This window comes from Photorhabdus aballayi (assembly GCF_026153155.1).
Classification (GTDB): domain Bacteria; phylum Pseudomonadota; class Gammaproteobacteria; order Enterobacterales; family Enterobacteriaceae; genus Photorhabdus; species Photorhabdus luminescens.
In genome coordinates this window covers 71,760-94,508 of the sequence record NZ_JAPFCD010000010.1, presented here as the reverse complement: position 1 = coordinate 94,508, position 22,749 = coordinate 71,760, and the positions used below count along the sequence as shown (strand labels likewise).

At 43.0% G+C, this 22,749-nt stretch carries 17 protein-coding genes; all 17 read left to right on the top strand.

Annotation, left to right across the window (positions count from 1 at the left end; genetic code table 11):
* Positions 1 to 355 precede the first annotated feature (355 nt).
* The 17 genes from OO184_RS07815 (at position 356) to OO184_RS07735 (ending at position 22,724) form a co-directional block, all read left to right on the top strand.
* Positions 356 to 871, top strand: a complete 516-nt coding sequence (locus OO184_RS07815) for a prepilin peptidase-dependent protein (protein ID WP_265378686.1) — start codon at positions 356 to 358, stop codon at positions 869 to 871.
* 41 nt (positions 872 to 912) lie between these two features.
* Positions 913 to 1,500, top strand: a complete 588-nt coding sequence (locus OO184_RS07810; protein WP_265378685.1) for a prepilin peptidase-dependent protein — start codon at positions 913 to 915, stop codon at positions 1,498 to 1,500.
* A 5-nt stretch (positions 1,501 to 1,505) separates the two neighbouring features.
* Complete coding sequence (locus OO184_RS07805) at positions 1,506 to 1,973, top strand: YgdB family protein (protein WP_265378684.1); 468 nt, start codon at positions 1,506 to 1,508, stop codon at positions 1,971 to 1,973.
* Positions 1,970 to 2,356 (top strand): prepilin-type N-terminal cleavage/methylation domain-containing protein, encoded by a 387-nt coding sequence (locus tag OO184_RS07800; protein WP_132346276.1) that lies wholly within the window; start codon positions 1,970 to 1,972, stop codon positions 2,354 to 2,356. The genes OO184_RS07805 and OO184_RS07800 overlap by 4 nt, the downstream gene beginning before the upstream one ends.
* Positions 2,334 to 5,777 (top strand): exodeoxyribonuclease V subunit gamma, encoded by a 3,444-nt coding sequence (gene recC, locus OO184_RS07795; RefSeq protein WP_265378683.1) that lies wholly within the window; start codon positions 2,334 to 2,336, stop codon positions 5,775 to 5,777. Before OO184_RS07800 ends, recC begins: the two co-directional genes overlap by 23 nt.
* Positions 5,777 to 8,665: a pitrilysin gene (ptrA, locus tag OO184_RS07790; RefSeq protein ID WP_265378682.1), complete on the top strand. Its 2,889-nt coding sequence runs from the start codon at positions 5,777 to 5,779 to the stop codon at positions 8,663 to 8,665. The genes recC and ptrA overlap by 1 nt, the downstream gene beginning before the upstream one ends.
* Positions 8,665 to 12,270, top strand: coding sequence for an exodeoxyribonuclease V subunit beta (gene recB / locus OO184_RS07785; protein WP_265378714.1), 3,606 nt, complete (start codon positions 8,665 to 8,667; stop codon positions 12,268 to 12,270). The genes ptrA and recB overlap by 1 nt, the downstream gene beginning before the upstream one ends.
* A complete protein-coding gene (gene recD / locus OO184_RS07780; protein ID WP_265378681.1) occupies positions 12,270 to 14,123 on the top strand; it encodes an exodeoxyribonuclease V subunit alpha in 1,854 nt (617 codons plus the stop codon). Before recB ends, recD begins: the two co-directional genes overlap by 1 nt.
* 727 nt (positions 14,124 to 14,850) lie before the next feature.
* Positions 14,851 to 16,986, top strand: coding sequence for a type I secretion system permease/ATPase (locus OO184_RS07775; RefSeq protein WP_265378713.1), 2,136 nt, complete (start codon positions 14,851 to 14,853; stop codon positions 16,984 to 16,986).
* Positions 16,987 to 17,110: 124 nt separating this feature from the next.
* Positions 17,111 to 18,526 carry an HlyD family type I secretion periplasmic adaptor subunit gene (locus OO184_RS07770; RefSeq protein ID WP_265378680.1) on the top strand — a complete coding sequence of 472 codons (1,416 nt, stop codon included), beginning with the start codon at positions 17,111 to 17,113 and terminating at the stop codon, positions 18,524 to 18,526.
* A 129-nt stretch (positions 18,527 to 18,655) separates the two neighbouring features.
* Positions 18,656 to 19,171 (top strand): DUF5625 family protein, encoded by a 516-nt coding sequence (locus OO184_RS07765; RefSeq protein ID WP_265378679.1) that lies wholly within the window; start codon positions 18,656 to 18,658, stop codon positions 19,169 to 19,171.
* 97 nt (positions 19,172 to 19,268) lie between these two features.
* Entirely contained in the window at positions 19,269 to 19,790 is a 522-nt protein-coding gene (locus tag OO184_RS07760; RefSeq protein ID WP_265378678.1) for a DUF5625 family protein, read from the top strand.
* 58 nt (positions 19,791 to 19,848) lie between these two features.
* A complete protein-coding gene (locus tag OO184_RS07755) occupies positions 19,849 to 20,379 on the top strand; it encodes a DUF5625 family protein (protein WP_265378677.1) in 531 nt (176 codons plus the stop codon).
* A 58-nt stretch (positions 20,380 to 20,437) separates the two neighbouring features.
* Positions 20,438 to 20,968, top strand: a complete 531-nt coding sequence (locus OO184_RS07750; protein ID WP_265378676.1) for a DUF5625 family protein — start codon at positions 20,438 to 20,440, stop codon at positions 20,966 to 20,968.
* Between the two features lie 134 nt (positions 20,969 to 21,102).
* Positions 21,103 to 21,558: a DUF5625 family protein gene (locus tag OO184_RS07745; RefSeq protein WP_312023691.1), complete on the top strand. Its 456-nt coding sequence runs from the start codon at positions 21,103 to 21,105 to the stop codon at positions 21,556 to 21,558.
* 58 nt (positions 21,559 to 21,616) lie between these two features.
* Positions 21,617 to 22,144 carry a DUF5625 family protein gene (locus tag OO184_RS07740; protein WP_265378675.1) on the top strand — a complete coding sequence of 176 codons (528 nt, stop codon included), beginning with the start codon at positions 21,617 to 21,619 and terminating at the stop codon, positions 22,142 to 22,144.
* Between the two features lie 58 nt (positions 22,145 to 22,202).
* On the top strand, positions 22,203 to 22,724 hold the full coding sequence (locus tag OO184_RS07735; RefSeq protein ID WP_265378674.1) for a DUF5625 family protein: 522 nt from the start codon (positions 22,203 to 22,205) through the stop codon (positions 22,722 to 22,724).
* Positions 22,725 to 22,749 lie beyond the last annotated feature (25 nt).

Below are 22,749 nucleotides of genomic sequence, written 5' to 3'. Positions count from 1 at the left end.
CTATTGATCTCTATACTTAAAACAAGCTTCTCAATTAATTATTTTCTAGTCTGATATTATTTATCTTTATAGAATGAATTAATAGTAATAACATCCTCATGTAAAGCATTCAATATTTTCTTTATTATGTTCATGAGATTCTTCCTCATAGCCATATAATCTTACAATGTATGGCAATAATAAGAAATAAAAATAACTATTCTCTTTGATTTTTGCGAAGCTCTACGCAATTTAAATGTAACAATAATATGTTGTTATTTTTTTATTGATGCACTCTCGCATAAAATTCAAATTTATGTTTATTTTGTTTTGGAAATAAATAGAATGTCTTACGAAAGGAAATAAGGAATTATCAATGGTAAATAATATGAATGTAATCGGTCATTATAATATTGATAATCAATTAGGTTTTTCTTTATTGGAATTGATGATTGTTATTGTTTTGGTTTCAATATTTTCCTTATGGGGAGTGCAGGAATGGGGCTATCACCAGGAAAGAGCCAGATTACAAGAATCAGCACAAAAAATATTAACATTTATAACCAGACAACAATCTTTAGCAAATTACCTGAATAAAAGAGTCGTGTTGTGGTTGAAAATAGGAAAGGACTGGTGCATAGCGCTCTCTAATCCGGTATTGGCTGATTGTGATTTGGAAAATGTTGAGGGAATAAGTTCCCCCTATCAAGATGTTATTATCAGTTCAGCAACCAAGGATCAGATAGAATTTCATGGAATAAGAAACACCATGATACCTGCGAGTTTTATTTTGGCGAATTCCGCAGGTGAAATATCTATTATTTTTTCTTCGCGAGGTAGGATAAGATCATGTAGTAATAATAAATTTAACCAAATTCCAGCTTGTGATTAATTATATTTTTTCACTAAAATAAGCGATACTTTATTGTAACAATGAAACATAAAAATCAATCTGGAATGACATTATTAGAAGTTATTGTAGCAATGGCTATTGGTAGTATTATTTTACTAGCGATTGCTAAAAGTTATCCTATTTTAACTAAACAAATAATGGAGTTATATCAGAGATATCGTTTAGGCTATTTCGTTAAACAAACATTGCATATTATAGAAAAAGATATTCGCCGTGCTGGATATTGTCAGCATTATTGTGATGGAAAGCCAATATTCATCGATAATAAAAGTGATGAGAGTGAGGATTCATGTCTGATTATTGCATACGATCTTAACATCAATAGCCAATGGGAGCCGCCAGAACACAGTGAATCGGAATTCTTCGGCTATCGCCTTAACAATAAATCAGTCGAGTGGAAAAGGGGGGCGGGTAATTGTCAGGAAAATGGCTGGGAAAGGCTGTTTGATCCAAATGAAATAGGGGTAGATTCCTTTCAAGCAGAAAGGTTACCCGCAAAAGATGGCCTGGTTTTTATCAAATTGGCGCTTATTGCACATTGGTTTAAACATCCATCGATAAACTACCAATATCAGTCAGTAATACGTTTGCGCAATATCAGGGGATAAGTACCGTGGCTGAGCATTCTTCGCATGGCTGCTTTCAATATCAGCAAGGTAATGTATTGCTAATTTCAGTACTGATATTGCTGGCAGTGAGCCTAATGATGTTAAAGGCTTTGCATCATCATCTGGATAACGCTTTAATCATGATGGTCGATGAACGCAGATATTTAAAGGCTTTTCAGCAAGCAGAATCTTCACTGGCGTGGGGAATTGCTCAGTCATGGCCACTTGATAGTAATAAAACAGAGGAGTGGTATTGCCAGCAACAGCAGGAATTTCATTTGACCAGTTGCTTAAAAAGGCATTCGAGTCATTTTTTTCTACTGAAAGGTATGGCTGATGTGGCATCTGGTCAATCTGTCGGATTATATCAATGGATGAAATTATTTTCTGCTGGTGGAAGAGATTCTCTTATCCCGGTAGAAAGTGGTTGGCTGGACTTTTGCCCTGAGGTAGATGTGGGATTTTGTTCATGAAGTCGGATCTTTTTTATGAGCATCAAGCAGGTATGAGTTTGCCCGAAGTAATGATTGCTGTTATGGTTTTTTCGGTCTCTCTATTGGGATTAATGCGTTATCATCAGGCGCTATTATTTGGGTTTCAGCAACATTGGCAGCAATCAAAGGCGGATAAATTATCTTATGGGTATCTGGAACAATATGAATTAATTGCAGGTCAAAACCCTTTGCCAGAAATAATATTACCACCGGGATGGCACGCTGAATTTCAGACAACATATCCGTTGTCTGGCTGCTATCAGCTTACAGTTATGGTAACAACATCTTATAATCAGCAAAGTAAAGCAAGCCGATGGATTTGTTCAAATGGGAGTTCTAATGTTCAAGGTTTATCATTCTAATCAATTAGATCTTCTTAAGGAATTGATAGCAATATTGATCGGGGATAACCCACTGACTGATCCATTTGCTCAGGAAGTCATTTTGGTACAAAGCCCAGGTATGTCACAGTGGCTGCAAATCCAACTGGCTGAAAGAATAGGCATATCAGCCAATATTTCATTTCCGCTTCCCGCTACGTTTATTTGGGATATGTTTACCAAAGTATTGCCTGATATTCCTAAGGAAAGTGCTTTTAGTAAAGATGCTATGACATGGAAATTGATGGCGTTATTGCCTCAATTACTGCCAGAAGCGGAGTTTATCGCGCTCAGGCACTACCTTGATCAAGATTTTGATAAACGGAAGATTCATCAATTGGCTGGACGGGTTGCTGATCTGTTTGACCAATATCTAGTTTATCGCCCGCAATGGTTGGAAAGTTGGCAGCAAGGTCAGCTTATTGATGGCTTGAGCGATAATCAATTGTGGCAGAAAAGATTATGGCTGGAACTGACGAAATATACTCACCAGTTACAACAACCTCAATGGCATCGCGCTAATTTATATCAGCGTTTTATTTCGATACTGGAAAATAGTTCTGAACTAGAAAGCAGCCCTGAGCTAGAAAATAGCCTTGAGCTAGAAAAAAATAGAACTGAGTTTTCAGTTTGTTTACCGAAACGGGTATTTATCTGTGGTATTTCTGCCTTACCCCCGGTCTATTTACAAGCTTTACAGGCACTGGCCCGGCATATTGATATTCATCTGATGTTTACCAATCCATGTAAATATTATTGGGGAGATATTCAGAATTATGCTTTTCTGGCAAAACTGAGCAGCCGTAAACCACGCCATTATAAGAGCGAACAGGAGCTGGAATATTTTAAAGACCCTGGTAATGCTCAATCACTGTTTAACGATGACGGTGAACAAGATGTAAGTAATCCCTTGTTGGCATCGTGGGGACGGTTGGGCCGTGATAACCTCTATTTATTGTCGCAGCTTGAGCAGAGTTCGGATGTTCACGCCTTTGTTGAATTAGAACAGGATAATCTATTACATCAATTGCAAAGGGATATTCTCTATCTGGAAGATCATGCCCAAATTGGTTCAACAAAAGAAACATTTGAAAATAGCCTGCAAAAAAGAGTACTTGATCCGTTGGATCGTTCTTTATCTTTCCATGTTTGCCATAGCCCTCAACGTGAAGTGGAAGTTTTACAGGACCAGCTATTGCGATTATTGGAAGATAATCCATCGCTGACGCCAAGAGATATTATTGTGATGGTTGCGGATATTGACAGTTATACTCCCTATGTTCAGGCCGTATTTGGTAATGTCTCTGCTGAACGTTATATTCCATTTGCCATTTCTGATCGTAAGGCTCGTCAAGCGCATTCAGTTTTACAGGTATTTATTACACTGTTGGATTTACCTCAAAGCCGTTTTACGACGGAACAGGTTTTAGCATTGTTGGAAGTGCCAGCGTTGGCGAATAAATTTGACATTCATGAAGATGGTTTGCGTTTATTAAGGCGTTGGGTTGAAGAGTCAGGTGTTCGTTGGGGGCTGGATGACGATAATGTGGAAGAACTGTCTTTGCCGGTAACAGGTCAGCATACATGGCGTTTTGGGCTCACTCGAATGTTATTGGGTTACGCAATGGATAGTCGGTCAGGCCCTTGGAAAGAGGTATTGCCCTATGATGAATCTAGTGGTTTAGCCGCAGAGCTTGCCGGCCAATTAGCTGAGCTTTTAATGCAATTGAGTTATTGGCGCAAGATTCTTAGCGAGAGCCGAACATTAACGGGTTGGTTACCTGTCTGCCAGCAGTTGCTGGAGACATTTTTTGCATCAGATAGTGAAACTGAATTAGTACTCGCGATGATAGAACAGCAATGGCAGAAAGTCATAGTCAATGGCTTAAATGCCCGTTATCAGGAAAGTGTGCCATTGGTTCTATTACGAGATGAATTGGCGCTTCAGTTTGATAATGAAAAAATCAGCCAGCGTTTTCTTGCCGGATCTGTTAATTTTTGCACCCTAATGCCGATGCGTTCTATTCCCTTTAAGGTTGTTTGTTTATTGGGAATGAATGATGGTATCTACCCCCGCTCAATTCCACCGCTTGGATTTGATCTCATGGCGGAAAAAGGTCAGAGGGGGGACAGAAAACGACGGGATGATGACCGTTATCTATTCCTTGAAGCCTTGATATCTGCCGAACAGTTCCTCTATATCAGCTATATTGGCAAGTCCATTCGTGATGATACGGAATGTAATCCTTCCGTATTAGTAAATGAATTATTGGATTATGTCTGCCAAAGTTTTTGTTTGCCGGGAAATGAAAAACTGAATGTTGATCAAAGTGCTACTTATGTCAGAGAACATTTGTTGTATCTTCATTCCCGCGTTCCATTTGCACCAGAAAATTTTATACCGGGCAGTTATCAGCAAAGCTATGCCGGGGAGTGGTTACCGGCGGCAACTGAGCAAGGTGCGGCATACGCTGAATTTTGCCAATCTATTGAAACGGCGCGAATTCAAGAAATTACACTTGATAATTTGAACAGTTTTTACCGTCATCCCGTTCGGTTTTTTTTCCAACGTTGTTTGAAAGTAAATTTCGTTATTGAAGAAACGGAATTACCAGAGGAAGAGCCTTTCGTTTTAGATAATCTCCAGTGTTATCAGTTTAATCAGCTATTGTTGAGTGCGCTAATTGAACAGCAATCGCCTGAACCACTTTTCAATCGGCTTCGTGCTGCTGGCGGGTTGCCTTTTGGCGCTTTTGGTGAGGTTTATTGGTTGAAGCAGCAAAAAGAGATGCAGCCTCTGGCGGATAAGATTCGTGAACAACAGATGGAAACTTTATCTGTTGATTTACATCATGATTTAGGCCAGGTGATGCTGACAGGACAAATTAATAAGGTACAACCGGATGGTTTGCTACGTTGGCGGCCAGCCAGCTTAACAGCCAATGATGGCATGCAATTATGGGTTGAGCATTTGGCTTACTGTCTTGCCGGGGGGAAGGGTGAAAGCCGTAGTTATGGGCGTGATGGCAGCGAATGGCGTTTTGCGTCTATACCTTTAGAACAAGCGAAAAATTATCTGAATCAATTGATTGAGGGTTATCAACGAGGAATATCAGCGCCTTTACCACTGTTTTGTAAAAGTGGTTGGGCGTGGCTTTCAACATGTATGAATAAAGAAACAGGTGAGATTGATAATAGCGATGAAATTCAATCAAAAGCTGAAAGCCAGCTATTGAAGGCATGGCTTGGAGATCAGGGACGTATAGGCGAAGGGGATGATCCTTATATTCAGCGAGCTTTCAGGCAAATCGATGAATCATTTTTAGCAAAACTTAAACAGGAAGCGCTCAATTATTTGTTACCGATGGCGCGAAATCAGAAACATAGGGAGAATATCGGATAATGCATAAACATTTTGTTCGCATGACTACTGTAATGTTCCTGCTCTTTTGGGGAACAGTAAGCTATGCGCAAACACCACAGTGGAAGCTACTGCAAGAGACAATTTATAAAAGCGAAAACGATCATCGTCAGTATCAGGGAATCAGATTGGCAAACAATATGACGGTCTTGCTGGTATCTGATGAGAAGGCAACCAAATCTCTGGCAGCGGTAGCAATTCCGGTTGGTAGTATGGAAAACCCTGACAGTCAGCTTGGACTTGCACACTATCTGGAACATATGGTTCTGATGGGCTCCGAACGTTATCCACAGTCAGGTGAGTTATCAGAATTTTTGCAAAAGCATGGTGGTAGCTACAATGCCAGCACGGCTTCTTACCGCACAGCTTTTTACCTCGAAGTAGAAAATGAGGCATTAGCTCAGGCTACAGATCGTCTGGCTGACGCACTGGCTGAACCGTTACTTGACCCAGTGAATGCAGATCGGGAACGAAACGCGGTTAATGCAGAGCTGACAATGGCGCGTTCTCGTGATGGGATGCGGGTTGCTCAAATACGAGCAGAAACTCTGAATCCTAAACATCCCAATGCCCGGTTTTCTGGCGGTAATCTAGAAACACTAAAAGATAAACCAGAGAGTAAATTACAGACCGAACTGGTGGATTTCTATCAGCGCTATTATTCGGCTAATCTGATGAAAGGTGTCATTTACGGTAATCAGCCTATTGATAAGCTGACTCAAATTGCTGTTGATACTTTTGGCCGGATACCAGATAGAGAAGCGAGTGTGCCGCCGATTACTGTTCCGGCAGTAACGGAAAAAGAGAAAGGGATTATCATCCATTATGTTCCAGCCCAACCGCAAAAGGCATTGCAACTGGAGTTCAGCATTGACAATAACAGTGCTGATTTCCGCAGTAAAACTGATGAATATCTCGGTTATATGATAGGCAACCGTAGCTTGAATACATTATCAGATTGGCTACAAGCTCAAGGGCTAGCAGAAAGTATCAGTGCTGGTGCGGAGCCTATGGTTGATCGTAACAAGGGGATCTTTTTTATTTATGTGACGTTGACAGATAAAGGGCTTGCACAACGGGATCAGGTTATTGCGGCTATTTTTGCTTATATTAATTTGTTAAAACAAAAAGGCGTCCAGAAAAGTTATTTTGATGAGATCGCGAAGGTTTTGAATCTGTCTTTCCGGTATGGCTCCATTGTTCGTGATATGCATTATATCGAATGGTTATCGGATGCTATGTTGCGAGTTCCTGTTTCCAATGTACTTAATGCCGGTTATTTGGCTGATAACTATGACTCAGAAGCAATTGCCGCCCGGCTTGCTGAGCTGACGCCTGAAAATGCAAGAATCTGGTATATCAGCCCAAAAGAGCCGCATAATAAACAGGCTTATTTTGTTCAGGCGCCTTATCAGGTTGATCGAATCACATCACAGCAACGGATGGAATGGCAGCAGTTAGAAACGCAAATGAACTTTTCTTTGCCTGTGCCAAATCCTTATATTCCTGACGATTTGAAGCTGATAAAAGCAGATAAGAGTCAAAAACATCCAGAGATGATCCTTGAACAGCAGAGTGTCCGTCTGCTCTATATGCCGAGCCAATATTTTGCTGATGAGCCTAAGGCCAGCATTACGTTAGATTTACGTAATGCAAAAAGTTTGGATAGTGCCCGTGAGCAGGTCACTTCCTCTTTGCTTGATTATTTGGCAGGGCTTTCCCTTGACCAGCTTAGTTATCAGGCCTCTGTTGCTGGAATGAATATTTCTACTAGTTCGTCACAGGGACTGCAATTGGAGGTAAGTGGTTACACTCAAAATCTGCCAGCGCTTTTAACCTCTTTAATCAGTAATTACATGGCGTTCACCCCAACGGAGGATCAACTGGCACAGGCTAAGTCTTGGTATCGTGAGCAGATAGAGGTTTCCAATAACGCTAAAGCTTATGAAATGGCTATGCAGCCGTTGAAGCGCCTTTCTGTGGTGCCTTACACGGAACAGTCCACACGTTTAAAAGCGCTGGAGACTATCACAGTTCAGGATATTGTTACGTATCGTCATGAAATGATAAAAAATGCTGCTTTGCAAATGATGATAATTGGGAACTTGACCGAACAGCAGAGTAAAGTGATTGCTGAATCTGCCCATAACCAACTGGCCAATCAAGGAAATGACTGGTGGATTGGGGATAAAGTGGTGATCGATAAAAATTACCCGGTTAATTTCCAGCGTGTCGGCAGCAGCACAGATGGCGCTTTAGCCGAGGTTTATATTCCGACGGATTATAACCGTATAGAAGGTTATGTTTATTCCAGTTTGTTGAGCAATATGCTCCAGCCGTGGTTCTATGAACAGTTAAGGACAACGGAGCAACTGGGGTATGCGGTGTTTGCTTTCAATACCAGTGTCGGGGAGCAGTGGGGATTAGGTTTCCTACTACAAAGTAATAGTAAACAACCTAAATATTTGAATCAGCGTTATCGAGATTTCTATCAGAACGCTGGTAATAAATTGAAAGCGATGTCTCAGGCTGATTTTGAACAGTATAAGAGTGCGCTGATTAATGAAAAGCAGCAACCGCCACAAACTTTCTATGCCGAAGTTGCCCGTTTCTCTGGTGATTTCAGCCGCAATAACTTTAATTTTGATAGCAGAGATAAAATGCTTGAGATCCTAAAGAAAACTACACAGCAGCAACTGATTAAGTTCTATCGGAATGCGGTAATCAAACATCAAGGGCTGTCATTGATTTCACAAGTGATTGGTAAATCAGGAAACTTGGATGGATATGCGAAATTGAAAGGTTGGAAAACCTATCAGAATGTGACTGAATTTCAGAAACGGTTACCTGTTGAGGTAAGAGAGCAGTGATCACAGAGATATCTGTTCACAGGCTTAATGTATTAACTCTGCCGCTGAATGGTCAGCGGCTGATCGAAGCATCGGCCGGGACAGGTAAAACCTACACTATCGGTATCTTATATTTGCGTCTTCTGCTTGGATTGGGGAAAGATGCTGCTTTTTCACGACCTTTGAGTGTGGAAGAAATCCTGGTAGTGACTTTTACTGAGGCAGCAACAAATGAGTTACGTGGGCGTATCCGTGAAAATATTCATAAACTTCGTCTCGCTTGTATTCGAAACGAAGTAGAAGGTGCAGAACCAGCCTATCAACAGCTATTGGATGAAATCCCAGATAAAGAGCGGGCGGCTATCTGGTTACTGGCCGCAGAGCGGCAAATGGATGAAGCCGCGATTTATACCATTCATGGTTTTTGTCAGAGAATGTTGGCGCATAATGCTTTTGAATCTGGGATCTTGTTTGAACAGACATTAATTCAGGATCAACATCCATTAGAACGGCAGGGGTGTTCCGATTTCTGGCGGCGACACTGTTATCCATTGCCATTATCAATGGCACAGGTAATCAGTCAGGAGTGGAGTGGGCCGGAAGCTCTGCTGGCTGAATTATACCCTTATTTACAAGGGGATATGCCATATATTGTTAATGCGCCAAACAGTGATGAAACGCTGTTAAGTCGTCATGAAAAAATTACCCAGTTGATCAGCGATGTTAAATACCAATGGAATGAAGTTGCTGGAGAATTGCACGATTTAATTGCGGGTTCTGGTGTCGATAAAAGAAGTTACAGTAGTAAGCACTTACCAAATTGGCTGAATAGTGTCACGGATTGGGCTCAGGCACCTACAGAGGATTATCTGTTGCCAAAAGCGTTGGAGAAATTCCGGCAATCAGTATTGGCAGAAAAGACAAAAAAAGGTGAAGTACCTGAACATTCACTTTTTGTTGCGATAGATGATTTATATAAGCAACCACTTACCTTACGTGATTTGATTATCTCCAGAGCTATTATTGAGATTCGCCAATCAATCGGTCAGGAAAAATTAACACGAGGTCAGATGGGGTTTGATGATTTACTTATCCGCCTTGATGATGCTCTGAAAGGCCCTGGCAGTGATTTGCTTGCCGAGACTATCCGTCGGCGCTATCCAGTTGCGTTGATCGACGAATTTCAGGATACCGATCCACAGCAATACCGGATTTTTCATACCATCTATGGCGGTCAGCCTGAAAATGGATTGCTGTTTATTGGTGATCCCAAACAGGCTATTTATGCATTTCGCGGCGCAGATATTTTCACTTATATTCGCGCCCGTTCTCAGGTAAGTGCTCACTATACTCTGGAAACAAACTGGCGCTCTGCTTACTCAATGGTACAGGCAGTAAACAAACTGTTTATGCGTTCAGAAAATCCATTTTTGTTTGAACAGATCCCTTTTATTAAAGTTTCTGCGGCAGAGAAAAACCGAGAACTTTCTTTTAGCTATGATGGTGAAGAACAGGCCGCATTGAATTTCTGGTTACAACCAGGTGAGGGTGTTTCTACCGGAGATTATGAGCAAACGATGTCACGGCTCTGTGCTGCGCAAATTCGTGATTGGTTGCAAGCAGGTAGTGAAGGGCGGGCTTTGTTACATAAAAGTGAAGGTTTTCGGCCTGTGACGGCGGCTGATATTACGGTTTTGGTGCGTAGTAGAAAGGAAGCCATACTGATCCGTAATGCACTTAATTTGTTATCTATCCCTTCCGTATTTCTTTCTAACCGAGAGAGTGTATTTGCTACCGCAGAAGCCAAGGATCTTCTCTGGTTACTACAAGCGGTGTTATCACCGGAGAAAGAGCGAGTTCTGAGAAGTGCGTTGGCGAGTGGTTTATTTGGTCTAACTGCCTGGCAGATAGACAAGTTGAATCATGATGAAAAGAGATGGGATCAGCTAGTTGATGAATTTGATGGCTATTTTCGTCTGTGGCAACGCCGCGGTGTGTTACCTATGTTACGAGCGGTAATCGCCAACCATCATATTGCTGAGAATTTGCTTGCTAGTTATGACGGTGAACGACGTTTGACGGATGTGATGCATATTGGTGAGTTGTTGCAGGAAATATCTTTACAACTTGACAGTGAACATGCGGTTACTCGCTGGTTGGCTCAGCAAATCTCTCATCCTGATCCACAATCTGAAAATCAGCAGATGCGACTGGAAAGTGATCGTCATTTGGTACAAATTTGTACTATCCATAAATCTAAGGGGCTGGAATATCCGCTGGTATGGTTGCCATTTATCTGTAATTTCAGGGAGCAGAAACGGGCGATATATCATGATCGTACAAGCTTTAATACTTGCCTCGATATCTTTCCTGACAACGAAACGATTGAGCTGGCGGAACAAGAACGATTGGCAGAGGATTTGCGTTTACTCTATGTCGCATTGACACGTTCTGTTTACCATTGCAGTGTCGGCGTGGCTCCGCTGATAAAAGGCAATAAGAAAAAGATCGGGGATACTGATCTGCATCTGTGTGCTCTGGGCTACCTGTTGCAAAAGGGAGTGAAAGGGGATGCTGATTTTTTGGCAACATCGCTTAAAGAATTAAGTGGAGATGGCATTGTTATATCATCAATTAATGAGACTGATGGTCATCCTTGGCAATCGCACAGTAAAAATGATTTAGCCCTGTCGGCTAGGCAATTTAAACGCAGAGTCCAGGATGACTGGCGTATTACCAGTTATTCTGGTTTACGAAACTCTGTGGTTCATCGTGGCAATGCTTCCGCTTATTTTGCTGGAGAAGAATCTGTTGACGTGATTGTTCAGTCTATTGCGCCAAAGCTTGATGTTGATGCTAGTGGTGAAAAGCAGTTAGCAGAACAACCTGAAATGACACCACATACATTCCCTAGGGGGGCCTCCGCGGGGACTTTTTTACACGCTATTTTAGAAGAACTTAGTTTCAGCCAACGACCTGATGAGAAATGGTTGGCAGAACAACTGCAATCAGCTGGATTTGATGAACACTGGAGTGGGACATTACAGCAATGGATGGCCGATATTTTTACTATTCCATTGAATGAGGAAGGAGTGCAGCTGGCAAAAATTCCGCTGCATCATCAACAGAATGAAATGCAATTTTATCTACCGGTTGAGCAGCTTTTGCGATCTCAGACGTTGGATACACTAATGCGTTGTTATGACCCGATTTCTGCTCGTTGCCCCCAACTGGAATTTCAACAGGTGAAAGGGATGCTGAAAGGATTTATTGATTTGGTTTTCTGTTGGCAAGACAGATTCTACGTGCTGGATTACAAATCAAACTGGTTGGGAGAGGAGAGCCAGTTCTATACCCGCCAGGCAATGGAAATAGCCATGATTGAGCATCGTTATGACCTGCAATATCAGCTTTATACACTGGCATTGCATCGTTACTTACGTCACCGGCTGGCTAATTATGATTACCAACAACATTTCGGCGGCGTGATTTATCTGTTTCTAAGGGGGATAGATAAACAACAGCCGGGGAATGGTATTTTCCATTGTCGGCCATCGGCTGAATTTGTTGATGCTTTGGATCTGCTTTTCAGTGGCAATGAACAGTCTGAGAAAGAGAAAAATTGATGATTTCGTTATTACAACAGGCAGTAAACCTCAGGCTTTTGCGTTCATTGGACTTACAGTTTGCTCATGCATTGATTGAGGATAAAGATCCTGTTTTGTTGTTAATCATGGCGTTGTTGAGCGCTGAAACAGGTACCGGGCATGTTTGTCTGCCAGTTAATCGGATAACGCCAGAATACTTTTTTGATGGGCGACATCGTGAATTTGCGGAGCAGTTGTGGCAGGTTGCGGGAAAACCTGATGGGCAGAGTTTGCTGATAGCACTGGAAAATTGTGCTGCGGTTAGTGATGGATTTCAACCAACGCCTATTGTGCTTTCCCATGACCGGCTTTATTTGCAGAGAATGTGGCAAAGTGAATGTCAGGTGGCCGCTTTCTTTGCCGGCAATCAACCAATCGATAATATTCAGGAACAGCAACTGAGAGCTGTTTTAGATGAATTATTCATGCTGCCTGAGGAAATAGTGGACTGGCAAAAGGTGGCAGCGGCTGTCGCGGTGACTAGCAGAATTTCGGTTATCTCTGGTGGACCAGGAACCGGGAAAACTACCACTGTTGCTAAGCTGTTGGCGGCCTTAATTAAACTTGATCCTGACAAAAAGCGGGTTATCCAACTGGCAGCTCCGACTGGAAAAGCGGCTGCCAGATTGACCGAATCTCTTAATAGTGCGGTTAAAAAATTGCCGCTGACGGAAAAACAGTTTGCATGCCTGCCTGATCAGGCACAGACGATTCATCGTTTGCTAGGAGCGCAGCCTGATAGCCAGCGATTACGCTATGATCGGGATAATCCACTGAGTTTGGATGTGCTGGTGGTAGATGAAGCTTCAATGGTGGATTTACCCATGATGGCTAGGTTGATTGATGCATTGCCGCCGAAAGCGAAAATTGTTCTGCTTGGTGACCGAGATCAATTGGCATCAGTGGAAGCAGGAGCAGTGTTGGGTGATATTTGCCGTTTTGCAGAACTGGGATATAGCGTAACGAGGGCACAACAGCTAAGCAGATTAACGGGATGTCGGTTAGCGGCGGGCGATCAGCAAAATATCCCAGAGGTTCGTGATCGTTTGTGTCTTTTACGTAAAAGTTATCGCTTTAATGTGGATTCCGGGATTGGTCAATTGGCTGCGGCCGTTAATCAGGGAAAGAGTCGACAAGCTCTCTCTATTTTGCAGCAATCGTTAAAGGATATCTGTTTTTACCCGTTGTCCGACGATGAAGATTATCAGCGGTTGCTGGCAGAAGCGGTATCGGGTTATCACCCTTACTTGCATCTGGTGGCAAAGCAGGCACCTGCCAAAGCGATTTTAGATGAATTTAACCGCTATCGTTTGTTATGTGCACTTAGAGAAGGGCCGTTTGGCGTCAGTGGGCTTAACGAGCGTATAGAACAACTGTTACATCGTCAGGGGCTTATTCGGCGTCCTGTTGGGATTTTCAGCCGTGGTTATGCAGGTCGGCCCATAATGATATCGCGTAATGACAGCACATTGGGCCTATTTAATGGTGATATCGGTATTATGCTGAGGGATGAAAACAATGAACTACGTGCTTATTTTCAACTGCCTGATGGACAGATTAAAGGAATCCAGCCAAGTCGTTTGCCACAACATGAAACTGCATATGTGATGACCGTACATAAATCACAGGGCTCAGAATTTGACCATACAGCTTTGGTATTGCCAACGCAATTTGTGCCGGTTGTCAGCCGTGAATTGGTTTATACAGCGATAACCCGCGCCAGAGAAAAACTGACTCTTTATACACATGAAGCGGTATTGCGTCAGGCAATCCAGACACCAACTCAAAGGCGAAGTGGGTTAGCAGAGCGGCTTAGCTTACAGGAGGATTAGCGCTTGCTCTGATAGACGGCTTGTGAAAAAAAATTTATCTATTAATGATGTGGTCATATCTTATCTGACGTTTTTTGAACGTTATTTGCACAATTTTTGGATCGGAATTTTTAAGCCCGACAAGAAGGCCATTAATACCTTTAATGAATTTTCTGATTTGCCGTACTGACTTCAGTAAATATGCCTTTTGTTTTTGTAAAAAGTTCTCGATTGGGTGATTGAAAAATTCTTGTGTAGTTAGCTAGAGATTGCCTTGTTCTATTCGAAATAAATGCATCTTAAACCTGCCTGTATGCCAAATTTTGGCTAGTTTCTAATTGAAGTATTTTCTTGGTTTTTTTAGTTGAGTGATTATTAGCCGTAATGTTCAGTCGGTAATACCGATTAGTTTCATTGTGATGGCTATATACTGATCGATATCTTAATTTCACCGATTCAAGAGTCGTTACAATTACTGAATCAAATTGTTAATGTGTGTATTTTGTTATCAATGTAAACAAAAAGATTATAAATTTAATAAATTTTAATATTATTGTGTGGTTAATGTCACAGTTTGTGAATATATTAAATGAAATTTATTATTATTTGATGATATAAACGCCTAATTACATGAATTGTGATTTGTTTACTAAACGGATTGCGGATATGTCTGGATAGCTTGCTAGGGGTGAGATGAATATCCAGATTTTTGATTTAAGGATTAAGTTGTCTGATGCAAGATAATGAAATGAGTACTGAGTCACCCCACTCTTCCCCGGAGCTGGATACCGGCCTGATTTGTTTGGCCATGTTGGCCAGGTTTCACAACATAGCTATATCGACTGAACAACTTTCACACGAATTTTCTACTTCTAACCAAGGTCTTACCCTGAAGGAGCTGTTGCTGGCTGCTCGTCATTCAGGGTTGAAAGCCAAGGCTGTACACACAACACTTGCCAGACTTGAACATACTCCATTGCCAGCCATTGCCGTTGATAGAGATGGGAAGTTTTTTATTTTGGCCAAACTGGATAAAGAACAGGCTTTGATTCAAGACCCACGTTCGGCTCGCCCCGAAGTTATCAGCTTCGAGGGGCTTGAGCAGCGTTGGACAGGGCAACTGGTGCTTGTGCGTTCCAGTAACGGTCTGTCCGGCGAGACTTCGCGCTTTGACTTCACTTGGTTTATCCCGGCTATCGTTAAATATCGCAAGTTGTTGGGTGAAGTTTTGCTAGGGTCTTTTGCCTTGCAGTTGTTTGCCTTGGTGACTCCCTTGTTCTTTCAGGTGGTCATGGACAAAGTACTGGTGCACCACGGCCTAACCACACTGGATGTTATCGCGACGGGATTGCTGGGTATCATGCTGTTTGAGTCGGCCCTGAGCGGTCTGCGTAGCTACGTGTTTACCCATACGACCAGCCGTATTGATGTGGAGTTGGGATCGAATCTGTTTCGGCACTTGATTAATCTGCCGCTGGCTTATTTTCAGGCCAGGAGAGTCGGTGATTCTGTGGCTCGTGTACGCGAACTGGAAAACATCCGCAGTTTCCTCACCGGCAATGCCATTACCCTGATGCTTGACGTGCTTTTTTCTCTGGTGTTCATCCTTGTGATGTTCTATTACAGCGGCTGGTTGACCCTCGTTGTGGTGTTATCATTGCCGCTCTATGCACTGGTTTCGGGGGTGGTTACACCTCTCTTGCGTAAGCGATTACAGGATAGCTTCACACGCAACGCCGAGAATCAGGCATTCCTTGTCGAAACGGTAAATGGCATCGATACCCTAAAGTCAATGGCGGTTGAACCGCAGGCCATCCGCAAGTGGGACAACCAACTGGCGGCTTATGTTGCCGCAGGTTTCAAAACACAGACCTTATCCACTATCGCCAATGAAAGCGTCTCGCTTATTGGCAAGTTAGTGACGGTCGCCACACTCTGGCTCGGTGCGCGTCTCGTGATAGAGGGGCAGCTATCGGTGGGGGAGTTGATCGCATTCAATATGCTGGCCGGTCGTGTCAGCGGCCCTATCATGCGTCTGGCGCAACTGTGGACCAGCTTCCAGCAGACCGGGGTTTCAGTGCAGCGTCTGGGAGACATCCTTAATTCCCGTACTGAATTGTCTCAGGCTACACGTAGCACAGTACCGCCGCTCAAGGGGCAGGTAGAGTTTGAACAGGTGCATTTTCGTTATCGGGCTGATGGTTCTGAGGTGCTACGCGGAATCAACTTGGTCATTGGCGCGGGAGAAATCATTGGTGTGGTGGGCCGCTCCGGTTCCGGCAAAAGCACCCTGACCCGCTTGTTGCAGCGGCTCTATGTTCCGGAACGTGGACGGGTCATGGTCGATGGCATGGACTTAGCATTGGCTGATGTGTCCTCGCTGCGCCGACAGATTGGCGTGGTGTTACAGGACAATATGCTATTCAACCGCAGCATTCGTGAAAACATTGCCTTGAGCGATCCGGGGGCGCCGCTCGAAGTGGTCATGCATGCTGCCCGGATGGCTGGGGCCCATGAATTCATCCTTGAGTTGCCTGAAGGTTACGACACCATTGTGGGTGAGCACGGAGCGTCACTTTCGGGCGGTCAACGGCAACGGGTAGCCATTGCCCGAGCTTTGATCGGCAACCCTCGCATTTTGATTTTCGACGAGGCGACCAGTGCGCTGGACTACGAGTCTGAACGAGTGGTGCAGCAGAACATGCAAAGCATTTGCAAGGGGCGCACGGTCATCATTATCGCTCATCGGTTGTCCGCTGTACGCGACGCGCATCGTATCCTCGTAATGGATCGCGGGCAGATCGTTGAACAGGGAGCCCACGCCGAGTTACTGGCGTGTCAGGACGGCCACTATTCACGGCTGTATCGAATGCAGCAGGGCTGAAAGGCTTCCATTTTCCCGGAAAGTACGATGAAAACGGCTAATAACGTAATCAATGGTTAATAACACAGTCAGAGGTAGATGTGACCAAGATAAATATACTCCGATTCAAGGAAAATAATTTCGAATGAGCGCCACCCTTTCTTTATTGCAGCGTTATCGTCACGCGTGGCGTCAGTCTTGGGGTCAACGTAAAAGCATGGATGTGTCGCCGCGACTTGCTCATGAATTACAGTTTTTACCGACGGCTTTGGAGTTGCAGGAAACACCGGTTCACCCAGCACCGAGAATTTTCACCTGGAGCATTATGGGTTTCGCTGTATTGGCGTTGCTCTGGGCCTACATCGGCAAAATCGAGGTAGTGGCTATCGCTCCGGGAAAGGTCGTTCCCAATGGCAAGACCAAGTTGATTCAATCCAGTGAAACGGCGGTAGTCAGAGCGATCCACGTCAATGACGGCCAAACGGTGAAAGTCGGCGAATTGTTGGTCGAACTCGACCCGACGGCGGCGAGCGCTGACGTCAGCCGGGTCCAGAGTGAGCTGCTGGCTGCTCATATCGACAGTGCGCGGAGTGCCGCCATGCTCGACGCGATCAATCAGCAACAGCCGCCGGCGTCGCTGGTAGGGACGATTGCCAACGCCAACCCTGAGCAGGTGCTCAGTGCCCAACGCTGGCTTCAAGGACAATACCAGGAATACCGCAGCAACCTAGAGTTGGTGGATGCGGAAATCCACCAACGCAGCGCCGAAATTCAGTCTGCGCAGTCTCAGGTGGCTAGCCTGCGAAAAACGTTACCGATTGCTACGCGATTGGCCGAGGATTACCAGCGGTTATTGGCGAAACAGTATGTGTCGCGGCATGCATATCTGGAAAAAGAGCAGACGCGGTTGGATCTGCAACGCCAGTTAAGCGTACAGCAGGCCAGTGTCTTGCAGCATACCGCCGCTCGGGACGAAGCGCGACGTCGGCGTGAGGCCGTTGTTGCGCAAAATCGCCGCGCCATGCTTGACCTGCAACAGGAAGCAAACAAAAAAGCAGCAACCTTGGTTCAGGAGCTGGCGAAGGCCCGTTACCATGAAACCCTGACCAGCCTCAAAGCTCCGGTGGCTGGCACAGTTCAACAACTTGCTATCCATACCGTCGGTGGTGTGGTGACACCGGCTCAGCCGCTGATGGTCATCGTTCCCGCAGACCAACCGGTAGAAGTGGAAGCCATGCTGGAAAACAAGGATGTGGGTTTCGTCCACGTTGGCCAACCGGTCACTGTCAAAGTGGAAACCTTCACTTTCACCAAGTACGGCACTGTTGACGGCGAAGTGCTCAACGTATCGAACGACGCTATCGAGGATGAAAAACGTGGGCTTATCTATAGCAGCCGTATTCGCTTGAAGTCTGATCACGTGATGGTCAATGGTCAGCGAGTCGCGCTATCTCCGGGCATGTCGATCACGGCAGAAATAAAAACCGATCAACGTCGAGTGATCGATTACTTCTTAAGCCCATTGCAGCAGCATCTGGATGAAAGCCTGAGAGAACGGTAAGAGAACGGCGGCTTGTGGGGGCAGCTCTGTGAGCCCGGTTCGCTATACTCACCGTTTTCCGAGTTTGAGATAAGTTACTGTTAATGGTCAAAGGGTTTTTCGCAGTCTTACTTTGTTTGGAGTGACTTGATGAAAGTATTACGTATACACGAAAGGTTCAAAAACTGGCGCAACATGATTATTTTCATGAGCTGCACCTTATTAATGGCATGCTCTAAGCCGATGGATGTATATAAACCGATTGATGTATCGCATTCGGGGCAATCCGTCAAGATTGATTTTGAAATCAGTAAGATTAGAGAATATCGGGTTTCTCTGTTATTTGCGGTTGGGGATAGTCAGGAGGAAAAAGAAAGGCGATCTGAGTTATTCCGTGCTCATGTTGATGGAGTTGCCATACCTATTGCTTTTCGTCTGGTTAAAGACGGCAAAGTTCTTTTTGACGAGGAAATAAACACAGTGGGTGCAACGCTGATGCATACCGTCCATTATAAAGAGAAAAAGATAGATACGGCGGTACGTACTATTGACATATTTCAGTTCACTCCCGGACATTACTCGATGGTAATTACCACTCTGGAAGATGTGCCAGCTTTTAATGGTATTGAGAGCTTTGTACATATTACGGATAGTGTATTCAATTAATGGCATTGAGAGTTTTATACAGCTCATATATTTTAATCCGAAGATTTAAAATGGTATCAGTATAAACAAAGAAAATATTAAAATTTTGAGTGACGAAATGAAAATATTACAGGTATATGAAAGATTTAAAAACTGGCGAAATATCATTGTTTTTATGAGCTGCACCTTATTAATGGCATGTTCTGAGCCCATCAATATATACAGACTGATTGACGTGTCGAAGTCTGGTCAGTCAGTCAAAATTGATTTTGAAATCAGCAAGAAAGGAGATTATCAGTTTGCCCTGCTGTTTGCTAGAGGGCATGGTCATGATGAAATGAACAGGCGAGATGAGTTATTTGGGAGTATTGATGATGACGGGGTGACAACTCCCGTTTCGCTTCATCTGGTTAGAAACGGCCAGGTTTTCTTTGACAAGAAAATAAACGCAGGGGGATATGCTTGGGGGCACGCCTTCTATTACGAAGAGATAAGGGTAAATACGGTTGTGCGAGAAATTAAAACATTTTCGTTACCCCCCGGACGTTACTCTGCGGTAATTACCACCCTGGAGGATGTCCCTGCTTTTAATGGAATTGAGAGTTTTGTCGAGTTCACTTATTACAATCCGAAAATTTAAGAAGATTTAAAATGGTATCGGTATAAACAAAGGAAATATTAAAATTTGGAGTGATGAAATGAAAGTATTACAGGTACACGAAAGGTTAAAAAACTGGCGAAACATTATTATTTTTATAATCTGCACCTTATTAATGGCATGCTCTAAGTACATTGATACTATATATAAACCGATTGATGTGTCGCATTCGGGGCAATCTGTCGAGATTAATTTTGAACTCAGCAAGCGCAAAGCTGGCAATTATCAGTTTGCCTTGCTGTTTGCTAATGGAGATGGTTTTGTTGAAATGCAAAGGCGAGATAAGTTGTTCGGAAATATTGATAAGGATGGTGTTGCCATCCCCGTTTCTCTTCGTCTGGTTAAAGATGGCCAGGTTTTTTTTGATAAGGAAATAAATACGATGGGGAGCGAAGGAACACAATCCTTTTATTATAAAGAGAGAAATATAACTGCGGCTGTGAGAGAAATTAAAACACTTTCGTTATCCTCCGGACGTTACTCTGCGGTAATTACTACCTTGGAGGATGTCCCCGCTTTTAATGGCATTGAGAGTTTTGTAGAGCTCACGTATTTTAATCCGAAGATTTAAGGCGATTTAAAATGGTATCAGTATAAACAAAGGAAATATCAAAATTTGGAGTGACGAAATGAAAGTATTACGTATACATGAAAGGTTAAAAAATTGGCGAAATATTATTTTTTTTATAAGCTGTACCTTATTAATGGCCTGCTCTAAGCACATTGAGACTATACGCAAACCAATTGATGTGTCGCATTCTGGTCAATCCGTCGAGATTAATTTTGAACTCAGCAAGAGACAGGCTGGAGATTATCAGTTTGCTCTGCTGTTTGCTACCACGGATGATTATGATGAAATGGACAGGAGATTTAAGTTGTTCGGGAATATTGATCATGATGGGGTTGCAATCCCCATTTCGTTCCGTCTAGTTAAAGATGGTAAGGTTTTTTTTGACAAGGAAATAAACGTAGTGAGGTTTGATGGTGTGGAAGCCTTCTATTATGAAGAGAGAAGGATAAATACGGCTGTGCGAGAAATTAAAACACTTTCGTTACCCCCTGGGCGTTATTCTGCTGTCATTACCACCTTGGAGGATGTCCCCGCTTTTAATGGCATTGAGAGTTTTGTAGAGCTCATCTATTTTAATCCGAAGATTTAAGGCGATTTAAAATGGTATCGGTATAAACAAAGAAAATATTAAAATTTGGAGTGATGAAATGAAAATATTACAGGTATATGAAAGATTTAAAAATTGGCGCAATATTATTATTTTCATGAGTTGCACCATTATTAATGGCCTGCTCTAAGTTCATTGATACTATATATAAACCGATTGATGTGTCGCATTCGGGGCAATCCGTCGAGATTAATTTTGAACTTAGTAAGAGCGAGGCTGGAGATTATCAGTTTGCCCTGTTGTTTGATAAAGGGAATGATTATCAAGAAATGCTAAGGCGGCTTGAGTTGTTTGGGAGTATTGATAAGGACGGGGTTATAACCCCCGTTTCACTTCATCTGGTCAGAAACGGCGAGGTTTTTTTAGACGAGAAAATAAACGCAGGGGGACGTAGTTGGGGGCGTAGCTTCGATTATGAAAAGAGAAGTATAAATACGGCTGTGCGAGAAATCAAAACACTTTCGTTACCTCCCGGACGTTACTCTGCGGTAATTACTACCTTGGAGAATGTGCCTGCTTTTAATGACATTCAGAGTTTTGTCGAGTTCACCTATTACAATCCGAAAATTTAAGAAGATTTAAAATGGCATCGATATAAACAAAGAAAATATTAAAATTTGGAATGACGAAATGAAAGTATTACAGGTACATGAAAGGTTCAAAAATTGGCGAAATATTATTGTTTTTATGAGCTGCACCTTATTAATGGCATGCTCTAAGCACATTGATACTATATATAAGCCGATTGATGTGTCGCATTCGGGGCAATCCGTCGAGATTAATTTTGAACTCAGTAAGCGAAAGGCTGGAGATTATCAGTTTGCTCTGCTGTTTGATAAAGGGGATGATGATGAAATGAAAAGGCGGCTTGAATTATTCGGTTATATTGATAAGGACGGAGTTATAACCCCCGTTTCGCTTCATTTGGTTAGAAACGGAGAGGTTTTTTTTGACGAGAAAATAAACGCAGGGGGACGTAGCTGGGGACGTAGCTTCGATTACGAAGGGAGAAGTATAACTACGGCTGTGCGAGAAATTAAAACACTTTCGTTACCTCCCGGACGTTACTCTGCGGTAATTACCACCCTAGAGGATGTGCCTGCTTTTAATGGCATTCAGAGTTTTGTACAGCTCACGTATTTTAATCCGAAGATTTAAGAAGGTTTAAAATGGTATCGGTATAAACAAAGAAAATATTAAAATTTGGAGTGACGAAATGAAAGTATTACAGGTACACGAAAGGTTTAAAAATTGGCGAAATATTATTGTTTTTATGAGCTGTACATTATTAATGGCCTGCTCTAAGCACATTGATATATACAGACCGATTGACGTATCGAAGTCTGGTCAATCAGTCAAAATTGATTTTGAAATCAGCAAGGTTGGAAATTATCAGTTTGCCCTGCTGTTTGCTAATGGGGATGGTTTTGATGAAATGGAAAGGAGGGATAAATTGTTTGGGAGTATTGATAAGAACGGGATTGTAATCCCTGTTTCGCTTCGTCTGGTTAAAAACGGTAAGGTTTTTTTTGATGAGAAAATAAACGCTGTGGGAAGCGGTTGGGGGCGTACCTTTGATTACGAAGAGAGAAGGGTAAATACGACTGTGCGAGAAATTAAGACATTTTCTTTACCCGCCGGATGCTACTCTGCGGTAATTACCACCCTGGAGGATGTCCCTGCTTTTAATGGAATTGAGAGTTTTGTCGAGTTCACCTATTACAATCCGAAAATTTGACCCACATCTGTAAAAAAACAAGGAA

Excerpts from the sequence above, each read along its gene's own strand:
- OO184_RS07815 (WP_265378686.1), top strand. The coding sequence starts at position 356 with ATGGTAAATAATATGAATGTAATCGGTCATTATAATATTGATAATCAA.
- OO184_RS07810 (WP_265378685.1), top strand. The coding sequence starts at position 913 with ATGAAACATAAAAATCAATCTGGAATGACATTATTAGAAGTTATTGTA.
- OO184_RS07800 (WP_132346276.1), top strand. The coding sequence starts at position 1,970 with ATGAAGTCGGATCTTTTTTATGAGCATCAAGCAGGTATGAGTTTGCCC.
- OO184_RS07755 (WP_265378677.1), top strand. The coding sequence starts at position 19,849 with ATGAAAGTATTACAGGTACACGAAAGGTTAAAAAACTGGCGAAACATT.
- OO184_RS07775 (WP_265378713.1), top strand. The coding sequence starts at position 14,851 with ATGAGTACTGAGTCACCCCACTCTTCCCCGGAGCTGGATACCGGCCTG.
- OO184_RS07745 (WP_312023691.1), top strand. The coding sequence starts at position 21,103 with ATGGCCTGCTCTAAGTTCATTGATACTATATATAAACCGATTGATGTG.
- OO184_RS07735 (WP_265378674.1), top strand. The coding sequence starts at position 22,203 with ATGAAAGTATTACAGGTACACGAAAGGTTTAAAAATTGGCGAAATATT.
- ptrA (WP_265378682.1), top strand. The coding sequence starts at position 5,777 with ATGCATAAACATTTTGTTCGCATGACTACTGTAATGTTCCTGCTCTTT.
- recD (WP_265378681.1), top strand. The coding sequence starts at position 12,270 with ATGATTTCGTTATTACAACAGGCAGTAAACCTCAGGCTTTTGCGTTCA.
- OO184_RS07765 (WP_265378679.1), top strand. The coding sequence starts at position 18,656 with ATGAAAGTATTACGTATACACGAAAGGTTCAAAAACTGGCGCAACATG.
- OO184_RS07770 (WP_265378680.1), top strand. The coding sequence starts at position 17,111 with ATGAGCGCCACCCTTTCTTTATTGCAGCGTTATCGTCACGCGTGGCGT.
- OO184_RS07760 (WP_265378678.1), top strand. The coding sequence starts at position 19,269 with ATGAAAATATTACAGGTATATGAAAGATTTAAAAACTGGCGAAATATC.
- recC (WP_265378683.1), top strand. The coding sequence starts at position 2,334 with ATGTTCAAGGTTTATCATTCTAATCAATTAGATCTTCTTAAGGAATTG.
- OO184_RS07740 (WP_265378675.1), top strand. The coding sequence starts at position 21,617 with ATGAAAGTATTACAGGTACATGAAAGGTTCAAAAATTGGCGAAATATT.
- OO184_RS07750 (WP_265378676.1), top strand. The coding sequence starts at position 20,438 with ATGAAAGTATTACGTATACATGAAAGGTTAAAAAATTGGCGAAATATT.